We start from the raw sequence: 13,327 nt of genomic DNA, 5'->3' as shown, positions 1-13,327 counted from the left end.
ATCACCTCACCAGCGTGCCGGTGCGCCGGATGCGGCGCTGAAGTTGCAGGATGCCGTAAAGCAGCGCCTCGGCGGTCGGCGGGCAGCCGGGGACATAGATGTCCACGGGCACGATCCGGTCGCATCCGCGCACCACGGAATAGCTGTAATGGTAATAGCCGCCGCCATTGGCGCAGCTGCCCATGCTGATGACATAGCGCGGCTCCGGCATCTGGTCATAGACCTTGCGCAGCGCCGGGGCCATCTTGTTGGTCAGCGTGCCCGCCACGATCATCAGGTCCGATTGGCGCGGGGAGGCGCGCGGCGCGGTCCCGAAGCGTTCCAGGTCATACCGCGGCATCGAGGTCTGCATCATCTCGACCGCGCAGCAGGCCAGGCCGAACGTCATCCAGTGCAGCGAGCCGTTGCGCGCCCAGTTGATGATGTCCTCGGTCGTGGTCAGCAGGAAACCCTTGTCCTGCAGCTCCGCGTTCAGGGCCTTGGTCGCGTATTCACGATCGGGTCCGGCGGTATTCGCCCCTGCCATCACGCCCATTCCAAGGCTCCTTTCTTCCACTCGTAGGCAAAGCCCACGGTCAGCACGCCCAGGAACGCCATCATCGACCAGAACGCGGTCTCGCTGATCGCCTGGAAGCTGACCGCCCAGGGGAACAGGAACGCGACCTCGAGGTCGAAGATGATGAACAGGATCGACACCAGATAGAATCGCACGTCGAACTTCATCCGCGCGTCGTCGAACGGGTTGAAGCCCGATTCATAGGCACTGACCTTTTCGGGGTCGGGATTGCGCACGGCGATGACGAACGCGGACAGCAGCAAGATCAGCGCAAGCGCCGAGGCCATCGCCGCGAAGACGAGGATGGGCAGATAGTCCTGCGTAATGTTTTGCACGGGTGACGATCCCCTTGTCGGTCGCGGGGATCACGGCTGACCCCGCGACGGGTTGGCTGAGTGCGGTTTAGACCCGTGACCGTCCGGGGTCAACGGGCGCAGGGGATCGAAAGCGCGGCGAATTGTTGCAATGCGGCGCGGATCAGTCGCGGATTTCGCCCGCGTCCACGCCCCAGATCGCCGTCTTGGGCACCCAGCCCCGCTGGCCGCCGCCCGACACTCGGCACCATTCGGGTTCGCATTCGTTCAGCCGCAGGATGGCCCCGGCCTCGGCCCGCGCCACGATGTCGGAATCGCGATGCGGTCGGGCGCGCAGTTCCAGCATGTCCTGGGTGACCAGTGCGGTGCGGACCCCCGACAGCAGCGCATAGTGGATCCAGCCCCCTGCCCCGTCCTTGTCCTCGACCCGGCGCCAATGACCGAATTCGGCCACCACCCGCAGCGGCATCCCCGCATGGCGGAACACCCAGTCGATGCGGTGCGACAGGCTGGGCCCGCGACGGGCGTTGCCTTCGTTGCCCTTCAGGCTGACATAGCGGGGCAGCGGCAGGTTGGTCACCGGACCCCGCTGTTCGGTCGCACCCTGGCTTTGTCGCGGTTCGCTTTGGGCCATCGCCTGCGGGGCGGCAGCCCCCATCATCGCCACAAGCGCAAGTGCCACCCTTGCGCCCGTCCTGCCTGGCCGTGCCGTCATGCGTTGTCCGTTCCTGTCCTGTGCGGGGCGCGGACGCCCCTTCTGGGGTCTTGTGCCTGCCCCTCAACGCGGGCAGTTTGCCAAAAGCGTCCGCCGATGGGAAGGGCGTGCCTGCAGGCGACCGATCAAGGCTCTGACACAGTGAGGTGACCATGCCCGCCACCCCCGCAGCCCCCCGCAGCAGACTGCGCGTCGCCGTGACGCGCCGCCTGCCTGAGGCGGTCGAGACCCGCATGTCCGAACTGTTCGACGTGGCCTTGCGCGACGACGACCGCAAGATGTCGTCCGATCAACTGGTATCGCTGATGCAGGACGCGGACGTCCTGGTGCCGACCGTGACCGACCAGATCACCGCCGCAATGCTGGCGCGCGCGGGCGAGCGGCTGAAGCTGATCGCGAATTTCGGCGCGGGCATCGACCATATCGACGTGATGTCCGCCCGCCAGCGCGGCGTCTTGGTCAGCAATACCCCCGGCGTCGTGACCGAGGACACCGCCGACATGACGCTGGCGCTGATCCTGGCCGTGACCCGCAAGATTCCCGAAGGCCTGGCCGAGATGCAGGCCGGACGCTGGCAGGGCTGGTCGCCCACCGCCCATCTGGGCGGGCGCGTCGGCGGGCGGCGTCTTGGCATCCTGGGCATGGGCCGCATCGGCCAGGCCGTCGCGCGCCGCGCCGCCGCATTCGGCATGCAGGTCCACTATCACAACCGCCGCCGCCTGCGCCCCGAGATCGAGGAGGCCCTGGGCGCGACCTGGTGGGAGAGCCTGGACCAGATGCTGGCGCGCATGGACATCGTCAGCGTGAACGCGCCGCACACGCCCTCGACCTTCCACCTGCTGAACGCGCGTCGGCTGAAGCTGATGAAGCCGACCGCCGTGATCGTGAACACCTCGCGCGGCGAGGTCATCGACGAGAACGCCGTGACCCGCATGCTGCGCGCCGGAGAGATTGCGGGCGCGGGCCTGGACGTCTTCGAGCATGGCCACGAGATCAACCCCCGCCTGCGCGAACTGCCCAACGTCGTCCTGCTGCCGCATATGGGCAGCGCGACCGTCGAGGGCCGCGCCGAGATGGGCGAGAAGGTGATCATCAACATCAAGACCTTTGCCGACGGGCACCGCCCGCCCGACCTGGTCGTGCCGTCGATGCTGTGATGACGATGCGTTGGGCCGTGTCGGCCCTGTTTTTCGTGAACGGCCTGCTGGTGGGCAGCTGGGCGCCGAAAATTCCCGTCCTGATGGAAAGGCTTGGCATCACCGAGGCCAGCGCCGGGGTGATCGTGCTGGGGCTGGGCCTGGGCTCGATCTGCGTGATGCCGCTGTTCGGGGCGATGGTCGCACGGGCCGGATCGGCCAGCGCCGTGCGGCTGGCCGCGTGGCTGGCCGCGCCGTCGATGATCTGGATCTCTCTGGCGCCGACCTATTGGATGGTGGCGGCGACCGTGGTGCTGTTCGGCGGCATGGTCGGCGGCATGGACGTGGCGATGAACGCCAACGCGGTCGCGGTGGAACGCGCGCGCGGCCGGGCGATCATGTCGTCCTGCCACGGCTTCTGGAGCCTGGGCGCCTTTGCCGGCGCCGCCGCGGGCGGCTGGCTGATCCAGCGATTCGGGGAGCTGGCCCATGCCGTCGTCATCACCGCGGTCTTTGCGCTGGTGCTGCTGTTGGCGCTGTCCCGCCTGCTGGAGGACGCCCCCGAGGCTGGCTCGCCCAAGGCGCCGCTGCGCTTGCCGCGCAGCCCCCTGCCCTGGCTGATCGGGCTGATGGCCCTGGCCGCGATGATTCCCGAAGGCGCGATCCTGGATTGGGCCGCCGTCTATCTGCAGCGCGAGATGGGCGCGTCGCTGTCGGTCGCGGGCCTGGGCTTTGCCGCCTGCGCGGGCACGATGGCGGCGATGCGCTTTGCGGGCGACGGGCTGCGCCGGCGCTTTGGCGCGGTCACCACCCTGCGCGCCAGTTCGGCCGTGGCGATGGCGGGCCTGGTCCTTGCCGGGCTGTCGAGCAGCCCCGCCCCGGCGATCGCGGGATTCGCGCTGGCGGGCATCGGCATCGCGAACATGGTGCCCATCGCCTTTTCCGCGGCCGGGAACGTGCCGGGACTGGCCGCGGGCATGGGCCTGTCGGTGGTCACGATGATGGGCTATTCCGGCATCCTGCTGGCGCCGGGCAGCATCGGTTTCCTGGCGGAACACCTCAGCCTTGGCACCATCTATCTGGGGCTTGCCGCCCTGCTGCTGATCCCGCTGCTGCTGTCCCGCCTGGCCGCCACCGCCGATTTCGAACCGCGCGACGACTGAGCGCCGCCTTAGCGGTACAGTTCGGCCGCGGCCGGAAAGCTGCGGTCACGGACCGCGGCCGCATAGGCGGCGATGGCCTGGTCGGCCTCGTTGCCCAGTTCCCCGAAACGGCGGACAAAGCGCGGCACGCGACCCGACAGGCCCAGCATGTCGTCCAGCACCAGGATCTGCCCGTCGCAGCGCGCGCTGGCGCCGATGCCGATGGTCGGCACGGCGATGGCATCGGTGATCTGATCGGCCAAGGCCTCCATCACCCCCTCGACCACGACGCTGAACGCGCCCGCATCGGCGACCGCGCGGGCATCCGCGACGAAGGCGGGCCAGGTGGCCGGATCGCGGCCCTGCGTCTTGAAGCCGCCCATCGTGTTCGTGGCCTGCGGCGTGAGGCCGACATGGGCCATGACCGGGATGCCGCGGTCGACCAGAAAGCGGATGGTGGGGGCCATGCGGGCGCCCCCCTCCAGCTTGACGGCGCCGGCGCTGGTCTGGGCCATCACGCGGGCGGCGTTGCGGAACGCCTGTTCCGGCGATTCCTCATAACTTCCGAAGGGCATGTCGATGACGACCATGGCGCGGTCGGACCCGCGCATGACGGCCTGGCCGTGCAGGATCATCATCTCCAGCGTGACCCCGATGGTCGAGGGCAGGCCGTGGACCACCATGCCCAGGCTGTCGCCCACCAGGATCACATCGGCATGGGCATCGACCATTGCCGCCATCGGCGCGGTATAGGCGGTCAGCGCGACGATGGGGGCCGCACCCTTGCGGTCGGCGATCTGGGGCGCGGTGACGCGGCGGACGGGGGCTTGCGCGGACATGGGTCGACCTTTCAAGGGGATGCGCGGGGCCGCGCGGGTCAGGGATGGGCGGTGCGCTGGTCGATCAGCAGCACGTCGCCGAAACGGACGGCCAGCAGGATCGCCACCGGACCGCCCACGACGGCGATGCGTGACAGGTCGCGCGCGTCGCGGATGTCGATCGAGCGGATGTCGGCCCGCGGTTCCGTGGACAGGATGGCGCGGATCTGGCGGCGCAGCAGGCTGACGGGTGTACCCATCGCGACCGATTCCGCCGCATGGTCCAGCGCACGGGCCAGCACCGGGGCGGCTGCGCGATCCTCTGCCGTCAGGCGCTGGTTGCGCGAGGACATCGCCAGCCCGTCGGGTTCGCGCACGGTGGGCACGGGCAGGATGGTCACGGGAATGTCCAGGTCCTCGACCATGCGGGTGATCAGGGTCAGCTGCTGATAGTCCTTTTCGCCGAAAGCCGCGGCCTGGGGCTGGACGATGTTGAACAGCTTGGTGACCACGGTCGCCACGCCGCGGAAATGGCCGGGGCGCAGGCGGCCCATCAGGATGCCGCCCAACTGCGTCACCTGCACATGGGTCTGCGCACCGGGGCGCCAGATGTCGGACACCTGCGGCAGGAACACCGCGTCGCAGCCGGCCTCGCGCAGCAGGTCCAGGTCCTGCGCCTCCTGCCGGGGATACTTGTCCAGATCCTCGTTCGGGCCGAACTGCGCGGGGTTCACGAAGATCGAGGTCACCACCCGGCCGCCACCCTGCCCGTCCAGCCAGTCGCGGGCCCGCGCGACCAGGGTCAGGTGGCCCTGATGCAGCGCGCCCATCGTCGGCACCAGGGCTGTGCGGCCCGCGTCCCGGCGCCAGGCGCGCATGGCGTCGGTGCTGCGGCAGATGTCCATGGTGCCCCCTTGTTGGCGTGGGCCGCAACCTAGCGACGGGGGCGGGTCTGGGCAAGGCCATGTCGTTTTTCGCCCGCAGATGTCGGGCGCCTTTGACGCGGCGTTTCACCGATGGGGCATCACAGGCGAAACGGTTCCAACAGGAGAGCGCGATGACGTCGCATGTGAAGGTTCTGGTCGTGGGCGGGGGCGCGGTCGGATGCGGCATCGCGCTGCATCTGGCGCGCGCGGGCTGGGACACGCTGCTGGTCGAACGCGACGAGCTGACCGCCGGATCGACCTGGCACGCGGCGGGGCTGCTGCCCCTGTTCAACATGAACTATGCGACCAGCCACATCCACGATTACTCGGTCAAGCTCTATGCCGGGCTGGAGGCCGAGACGGGGCTGAACGCGGGCTTCACCCGCTGCGGCAACCTGCGCATGGCGCAGACGGATGCGCGGATGGACGAATACATGCTGTATTCCGCCACCGCCGAGACGATCGGGATCGAGCATCAGTTCCTGACGCCGGCGCAGATCAAGGAGCGCTGGCCGCTGGTCCGCACCGAGGACCTGAAGGGCGCGCTGTTCCACCCGACCGACGGATACATCAACCCCGCCGACGTGACGCAGGCCATGGCCAAGGGCGCGCGGATGGCGGGCTGCCGGATCGAGCGCAAGATCCAGGTGAACGCCTATCGCTGGACCGGGTCCGAATGGGTCGTGACGGTGGAAAAGATGGTCGATCGGGGCGGCAACCTGATCCCGTCCGGAGAGGTCTATGACATCCACGCCGAACATGTGGTGACCGCGACCGGCAACCACGCACAGCGCACGGCCAAGCTGCTGGGCATCAAGATCCCCGCCATTCCGGTCGAACACCAGTTCATCGTGACCGAGCCCGACCCCGCCCTGATGCGCTGGCGCGCCGAGGGGAACCCCGAACACCCGGTCCTGCGCGATGCGGACGCCAAGTGGTATGTCCGTGAGGAGCGCGGCGGCTGGATCCTAGGGCCCTATGAGAAGGGCGCGCCCGCGCGGTTCGAATACGGCGTGCCGGACAGCTTCCGCGCCGACCTGTTCCCCCTGGATCTTGAGCGGATCGAGGAGGAGTACATGGCGATGATCCACCGGATTCCGACGTCGGAGACGGTGGGTCTGAAGGACGACTTCAACGGCCCGATCTGCTATACCCCCGACGGCAACCCGCTGGTCGGCCCCGCGCCGGGCCTGCGCAACATGTGGCTGGCCGAGGGGTTCAGCTTTGGCATCACCGCAGCCGGGGGCGTGGGCCATTACCTGGCGCAGATGATGACCGAGGGCGAGGCCGAGATCGACATGGCCTCGCTGGACCCCCGCCGGTTCGGGTCCTGGATGACCACGGAATACGCCGCCCGCAAGAACGAGGAGGCCTATGACCACGTCTTCATCCTGCACCATCCCGACGAGGAGCGGCCCGCCTGCCGCCCCCTGCGTACATCCCCGGCCTATGACCGGCAGGCGGCGCATGGCGCGCAGTTCGGGCATGTAAACGGGTGGGAACGCCCGAACTACTACGCGCCCGAGGGCTTTGACGACCATGACAGCCGCAGCTTCCGTCGCGGCGGATGGTGGCAATACGCCAAGGCCGAGGCCGAGGCCGTGCGCCAGACGGCGGGCCTGGTCGATGCGACGGCCTTCGCCAAGCACACCGTCACCGGGCCGGGGGCGACCGCCTTCCTGGACTGGTTGACCACCAACAAGCTGCCCAAGGTGGGACGGATCAACCTGACCTACGCGCTGACCGATGCAGGCACGGTGCGGACCGAATACACCATCGTGCGGCGTGGAGAGCAGGACTATTACCTGGTCAGCGCCGGCGCATGGACCGATTACGACCGCGACAACCTTGTGAAGTCGGCGCAGGATTTCATGGCCGCCGGGGGCCAGTACGTCCATGTGCAGGACGTGACCACGCAATGGGGCGTCTTTGCCCTGGCAGGGCCTGAGAGCCGGAACATCCTGGCCCGGATGATCCGTGACGCGGAACCCGCGACCGCCCTGTCGAACAACCGCTTTCCCTGGTTGTCGATGCGCAACATCGAGCTGGGCATGGTACCGGTCATGGCCATCCGCGTCGCCTATACCGGCGAGCTGGGATGGGAGCTGCACCACCCGATCGAGATGCAGAACCACCTGTTCGACAAGCTGATCGCCGCAGGAGAGCCGTCGGGCATGAAGCTGGTCGGCGCACGGGCGCAGAACTGGCTGCGCCAGGAGAAGTCGTACCGCGCCTTCGGCACCGAACTGGGCCGGGATGCGACGCCGCTGGAGGCGGGGCTTGACCGGTTCGTGGACCTGGGCAAGGAGTTCCGCGGCAAGGCCGCGATGCAGGCCAAGGGGATCCGGTCCACCTGCGTCACGCTGCTGATCGACGGGCCGGCGGATGCGGACCCCTGGGGCCGCGAGGCGCTGTTCCTGGACGGGGAAAAGATCGGGCGCCTGACCTCGGGTGGCTATTCGGCGGCGTTCGGCAAGCAGATCGGCATGGGCTATGTCCGCCCCGACCTGGCGACGCCCGGCACCAAGCTTCAGGTGCGGATGTTCCGCGAGCTGTATGACGTGGTGGTGACCGAGGACAGCCCGCACGACCCGCAGAACGCCCGCATTCGCGTCGACGGCTGACAAGGTTGCGCAGGCGGTCCCCCCGTGATCGCCTGCGCACGGACGCCAAGGGTACCGATGGTTGGATCGGCCTATGTCGTCACCGATTGACCGGCGTACGGGGCAGCGGGACTGACCATGGTCGCCGCATCCGGCGGATCATCCTCCGCGTGCCAACAAAAGCTGTTTGTGCACCCGGAATCACCCAGACCATCGTCGCAGGCAATCATGATGGAATTCGGGTTGTTGCCGCCTGACGCCAAGCCGCAGGCGACAAATGACAAAGGCCAGACCCGAAGGTCTGGCCTTTTGTTTTTGGAGCGGGCGAGGCGATTCGAACGCCCGACCCTAACCTTGGCAAGGTTATGCTCTACCCCTGAGCTACGCCCGCACTCCAGTTCCTCTTGCGATCCGTTTGACCGTCTCGCCTTCGGTGAGCGTGTATTTACGAAAGCCCGCCGGGGGGTGCAAGAGGAAAAAACGCAACATCGGCGATTTTCTTTTGCACCCCCTGCCCTACTCCGCGGCGCGGCTGCGGGCGGGGTTCAGCATGGGTCCAAGATAGCGCCCGGTATGGCTGGCCTCGACCTGCGCGACGTCCTCCGGCGTGCCTGCCGCCACGATCACGCCGCCGCCATCGCCGCCCTCGGGGCCGATGTCGATGATCCAGTCTGCCGTCTTGATAACGTCCAGGTTATGCTCGATCACGATGACCGAATTGCCTTGGTCGACCAGTTCGTGCAGCACTTCCAGCAGCTTGCGGACATCCTCGAAATGCAGACCGGTCGTCGGCTCGTCCAGGATATACAGCGTGCGGCCTGTGGACCGGCGAGACAGCTCCTTGGACAGCTTGACGCGCTGCGCCTCGCCGCCCGACAGGGTCGTCGCCTGCTGGCCCACCTTGATGTAGCCGAGGCCCACCTGCATCAGCGCGTCCATCTTCTCGCGGATCGAGGGGACGGCGCTGAAGAATTCCTGCGCGTCCTCCACGGTCATGTCCAGCACGTCGGCGATGGACTTGCCCTTGAACTGCACCTCCAGCGTCTCGCGATTATAGCGCTTGCCCTTGCAGGTCTCGCACTCGACATAGACGTCGGGCAGGAAATGCATCTCGATCTTGATGACACCGTCGCCTTGGCACGCCTCGCAGCGGCCCCCCTTGACGTTGAAGCTGAAGCGGCCCGGCTTGTAGCCGCGCGCCTTGGCCTCGGGCAGGCCCGCGAACCAGTCGCGGATGGGCGTGAAGGCGCCGGTATAGGTCGCCGGGTTCGACCGCGGCGTGCGCCCGATAGGGCGCTGGTCGATGTCGATGACCTTGTCCAGATGCTCCAGCCCGCGGATCGTCTCGCAGGGCGCGGGGGTCTGGCGGGCACCGTTCAGGCGCAGGGATGCGGTCTTGAACAGCGTCTCGATGGTCAGTGTGGACTTGCCGCCCCCCGACACGCCCGACACGCAGACGAAGCGGCCCAGCGGGAATTCGGCGGTGACGTTTTTCAGGTTGTTTCCGGTGGCCTTGACCACGGTGACCTTCTTGCCGTTGCCCTTGCGGCGGGTCTCGGGGACCTCGATCGCGCGCTTGCCGGACAGATACTGTCCGGTCAGGCTGTCGGGATCGGCGGCGATCTCTGCGGGCGTGCCCTTGCTGACTACGGTGCCGCCATGCACCCCCGCCCCCGGCCCCATGTCAAAGACATAGTCGGCATGGCGGATTGCATCCTCGTCATGCTCGACCACCAGGACCGAGTTGCCCTGGTCGCGCAGGTTCATCAGCGTGGTCAGCAGCCGATCGTTGTCGCGCTGGTGCAGGCCGATGGACGGCTCGTCCAGAACGTACAGCACGCCCGTCAGGCCCGACCCGATCTGGCTGGCCAGGCGAATGCGCTGGCTTTCGCCACCAGACAGCGTGCCCGCCGCGCGCGACAGGGTCAGATAGTTCAGGCCCACATTGACCAGGAATCCCAGCCGCTCGCGGATCTCCTTGAGGATTGCGGCGGCGATCTCGGCCTTCTGCTTGGACAGGTGGTTCGGCGCGTCGGTGATCCAGTCCAGCGCCTCCTGGATCGACAGCTGCACGACCTCGCCCACGTGGTTGCCGGCGATCTTGACCGCCAGCGCCTCGGGCTTCAGGCGATAACCCCCGCAGGCGCCGCAGGGACGGTTGTTTTGATAACGCTCGAACTCCTCGCGCACCCAGGCGCTGTCGGTCTCGCGCAGGCGGCGTTCCATGTTGGGAATCACGCCCTCGAAGACGCGGCTGATCTCATAGACACGGCCGGCGTCGTCGAAGCGGAACTTGATCTCGTCCTTGCCCGACCCGCGCAGGAACATCTGCTGGACGCTGTCGGGCAGATCCTTCCACGGGGTCTTCTTGTCAAAACCGTAATGCTTCGCCAGCGCGTTGATGGTCTGGGTCAGGTAGGCCGACTTGGTCTTGGCCCAAGGCACGATCGCGCCCTTGTCCACCGACAGGGCCGCATCGGGCACGACCAGGCGGTCGTCGAAGAACAGCTCGACCCCCAGACCGTCGCAGACCGGGCAGGCGCCGAACGGCGCGTTGAACGAAAACAGCCGCGGCTCGATCTCGGGGATGGTGAAGCCGCTGACGGGGCATGCGAACTTCTCGGAGAAGGTCAGGCGCTCGGGTTCACCCTCGGCCCCCTCCTCCTGCGCCAGCTCCAGATGGGCGATGCCGTCGGCCAGGTTCAGCGCGGTGCGCAGACTGTCTGCCAGCCGCGTCTCCAGCCCCTCGCGCACGACGACGCGGTCGACCACGATGTCGATGTTGTGGCGGAACTTCTTGTCCAGGGTCGGCGCGTCGTCCAGGTCGTGGAAGGTGCCGTTGATCTTGACCCGCTGAAAGCCCTGGCGGCGCAGCTCGGCCAGCTCCTTCTTGTACTCGCCCTTGCGGTCGCGGACGATGGGGGCCAGCAGATAGGCGCGCGTGCCTTCGGGCAGGGCCATGGTGCGGTCGACCATGTCCTGGACCTGCTGCGCCTCGATCGGCAGGCCGGTCACGGGGGAATAGGGCGTCCCGGCGCGCGCGAACAGCAGACGCAGATAGTCGTAGATCTCGGTGACCGTGCCCACGGTGGAACGCGGGTTCTTGGAGGTCGTCTTCTGCTCGATGCTGATCGCGGGGGACAGACCGCTGATATGGTCGACATCGGGCTTGCCCATCATGTCCAGGAACTGGCGCGCATACGCCGACAGGCTTTCGACATAGCGGCGCTGCCCCTCGGCATAGACCGTGTCGAAGGCCAGGGACGACTTGCCGGACCCCGACAGACCGGTGATCACCACCAGCTGATCGCGGGGGATATCCATGTCGACGTTTTTCAGATTGTGTTCGCGCGCGCCGCGAACCTCGATGAACTTCTGTTCCATACGTGCCCCTCTGACCAGTCGCATCAGATAGGGACGCTTGGGCGAAAAGCAAGTTCCATCTGCGAACGAAGGCGGAACATCGCTGCGGCACCGTGACATCCGCTGCGTGGCCTATCAGCTTTTGGTCGCATATCGCGGGGCGGAGGCTTCTGGTTATCGCTAACACTTGCGCTGCATCGCAGCACGGATAGGATGCTTGGCAACGAGGAAGGGGGCTTGGCATGTTCAAGAAGATTTTGGTGGCGAACCGGGGCGAGATTGCCATTCGCGTGATGCGCGCGGCCAACGAGCTGGGCAAGAAGACGGTCGCCGTCTATGCCGAGGAGGACAAGCTGGGCCTGCACCGCTTCAAGGCGGACGAGGCCTATCGCATCGGCGAGGGGCTGGGACCGGTCGCGGCCTATCTGTCCATCCCCGAGATCATCCGCGTGGCCAAGCTGTCGGGCGCCGACGCGATCCATCCGGGATACGGCCTGCTGTCGGAAAACCCCGATTTCGTGGATGCCTGCACCGCGGCGGGCATCACCTTCATCGGGCCGCGCGCCGACACGATGCGCGCGTTGGGCGACAAGGCCAGCGCGCGGCGCGTGGCGATCGAGGCGGGTGTCCCGGTCATTCCCGCGACAGAGGTGCTGGGCGATGATTTCGACGCCATCAAGCGTGAGGCGGCCGACGTCGGCTATCCGCTGATGCTGAAGGCGTCCTGGGGCGGCGGCGGGCGCGGCATGCGGCCGATCAACAACCCCGAAGAACTGATCGAGAAGGTCCGCGAGGGCCGCCGCGAGGCCGAGGCCGCCTTCGGCAATGGCGAGGGTTATCTGGAGAAGATGATCCTGCGCGCCCGCCATGTCGAGGTGCAGCTGTTGGGCGACACGCATGGCGGCCTCTATCACCTCTATGAGCGCGACTGCACCGTGCAGCGCCGCAACCAGAAGGTGGTCGAACGCGCCCCCGCCCCCTACCTGACCGAGGACCAGCGCGCCGAGGTCTGCGGCCTGGCGCTGAAGATCGGGCAGGCGGTCGGCTATCAGAACGCCGGCACGGTCGAGTTCCTGATGGATATGGACAGCCAGCAGTTCTACTTCATCGAGGTGAACCCCCGCGTCCAGGTCGAGCATACCGTGACCGAGGAGGTCACCGGCATCGACATCGTCCAAAGCCAGATCCGCATCGCCGAGGGCGAGACGCTGGCCGATGCCACCGGCCATGCCGCCCAGTCCGACATCACCCTGTCGGGCCATGCCCTGCAATGCCGGGTGACCACGGAAGACCCGCAGAACAACTTCATCCCCGATTACGGCCGCATCACCGCCTATCGGTCGGCCACCGGCATGGGCATCCGCCTGGACGGCGGCACGGCCTATTCGGGGGGCGTCATCACGCGCTATTACGATTCGCTGCTGGTCAAGGTCACGGCCTGGGCGCAGACCCCCGACCAGGCGATCCGCCGCATGGACCGCGCGCTGCGCGAGTTCCGGGTGCGTGGCGTTTCCACGAACATCGACTTCGTCATCAACCTGTTGAAACATCCGACCTTCCTGGACGACACCTACACGACCAAGTTCATCGACACGACCGACGACCTGTTCGACTTCAAGAAGCGTCAGGACCGCGCGACCAAGATCCTGACCTATCTGGCCGACATCAGCGTGAACGGGCACCCCGAGACCGCGGGCCGCGCCCTGCCCCCGGCCCAGGCCCGCGCGCCGGTCCCGCCCGCCCCAAAGGCCGCC

The 13,327-nt window shown here is 67.3% G+C and carries 10 protein-coding genes and 1 tRNA gene; 4 read left to right on the top strand and 7 right to left on the bottom strand.

Annotation, left to right across the window (positions count from 1 at the left end; translation table 11 throughout):
- Position 1: 1 nt before the first annotated feature.
- The 3 genes from FHD68_RS00055 to FHD68_RS00045 form a co-directional block, all read right to left on the bottom strand.
- Positions 2 to 526 carry a NuoB/complex I 20 kDa subunit family protein gene (locus FHD68_RS00055; protein ID WP_176695081.1) on the bottom strand — a complete coding sequence of 175 codons (525 nt, stop codon included), beginning with the start codon at positions 524 to 526 and terminating at the stop codon, positions 2 to 4.
- Positions 526 to 843, bottom strand: coding sequence for an NADH-quinone oxidoreductase subunit A (ndhC, locus tag FHD68_RS00050; protein ID WP_206692694.1), 318 nt, complete (start codon positions 841 to 843; stop codon positions 526 to 528). The genes FHD68_RS00055 and ndhC overlap by 1 nt, the downstream gene beginning before the upstream one ends.
- Positions 844 to 1,033: 190 nt before the next feature.
- Entirely contained in the window at positions 1,034 to 1,504 is a 471-nt protein-coding gene (locus FHD68_RS00045) for an SH3 domain-containing protein (RefSeq protein WP_240542551.1), read from the bottom strand.
- A 233-nt stretch (positions 1,505 to 1,737) separates the two neighbouring features.
- On the opposite strand from FHD68_RS00045, the gene FHD68_RS00040 reads away from it, so the two are divergent.
- Both FHD68_RS00040 and FHD68_RS00035 read left to right on the top strand, forming a co-directional pair.
- On the top strand, positions 1,738 to 2,742 hold the full coding sequence (locus FHD68_RS00040; protein WP_127898883.1) for a 2-hydroxyacid dehydrogenase: 1,005 nt from the start codon (positions 1,738 to 1,740) through the stop codon (positions 2,740 to 2,742).
- Positions 2,742 to 3,884, top strand: coding sequence for an MFS transporter (locus FHD68_RS00035; RefSeq protein ID WP_127898884.1), 1,143 nt, complete (start codon positions 2,742 to 2,744; stop codon positions 3,882 to 3,884). The genes FHD68_RS00040 and FHD68_RS00035 overlap by 1 nt, the downstream gene beginning before the upstream one ends.
- Positions 3,885 to 3,892: 8 nt before the next feature.
- On the opposite strand, the gene panB is transcribed toward FHD68_RS00035, so the two are convergent.
- Together panB and panC are read right to left on the bottom strand one after the other, a co-directional pair.
- Entirely contained in the window at positions 3,893 to 4,702 is an 810-nt protein-coding gene (gene panB, locus FHD68_RS00030; RefSeq protein ID WP_127898885.1) for a 3-methyl-2-oxobutanoate hydroxymethyltransferase, read from the bottom strand.
- Positions 4,703 to 4,740: 38 nt separating this feature from the next.
- The gene (panC, locus tag FHD68_RS00025) at positions 4,741 to 5,586 is read right to left on the bottom strand and encodes a pantoate--beta-alanine ligase (protein ID WP_127898886.1); all 846 of its coding nucleotides are present in this window, start codon (positions 5,584 to 5,586) and stop codon (positions 4,741 to 4,743) included.
- Between the two features lie 152 nt (positions 5,587 to 5,738).
- Here panC and FHD68_RS00020 point away from each other — a divergent pair, with 152 nt between their 5' ends.
- Positions 5,739 to 8,231: a GcvT family protein gene (locus tag FHD68_RS00020; protein WP_139084929.1), complete on the top strand. Its 2,493-nt coding sequence runs from the start codon at positions 5,739 to 5,741 to the stop codon at positions 8,229 to 8,231.
- Between the two features lie 295 nt (positions 8,232 to 8,526).
- Here FHD68_RS00020 and FHD68_RS00015 read toward each other — a convergent pair.
- Both FHD68_RS00015 and uvrA read right to left on the bottom strand, forming a co-directional pair.
- Positions 8,527 to 8,601 (bottom strand) — tRNA-Gly (locus FHD68_RS00015).
- A 125-nt stretch (positions 8,602 to 8,726) separates the two neighbouring features.
- Complete coding sequence (gene uvrA / locus FHD68_RS00010) at positions 8,727 to 11,594, bottom strand: excinuclease ABC subunit UvrA (RefSeq protein WP_139084926.1); 2,868 nt, start codon at positions 11,592 to 11,594, stop codon at positions 8,727 to 8,729.
- A 221-nt stretch (positions 11,595 to 11,815) separates the two neighbouring features.
- On the opposite strand from uvrA, the gene FHD68_RS00005 reads away from it, so the two are divergent.
- Positions 11,816 to 13,327, top strand: a 1,512-nt coding sequence (locus FHD68_RS00005) for an ATP-binding protein (protein ID WP_139084923.1), incomplete at its 3' end; no start/stop codon positions are given.

The organism is Paracoccus marcusii (assembly GCF_006151785.1).
GTDB classification, from domain to species: Bacteria; Pseudomonadota; Alphaproteobacteria; order Rhodobacterales; family Rhodobacteraceae; genus Paracoccus; species Paracoccus marcusii.
This window is presented reverse-complemented; position numbering and strand designations above follow the sequence as displayed.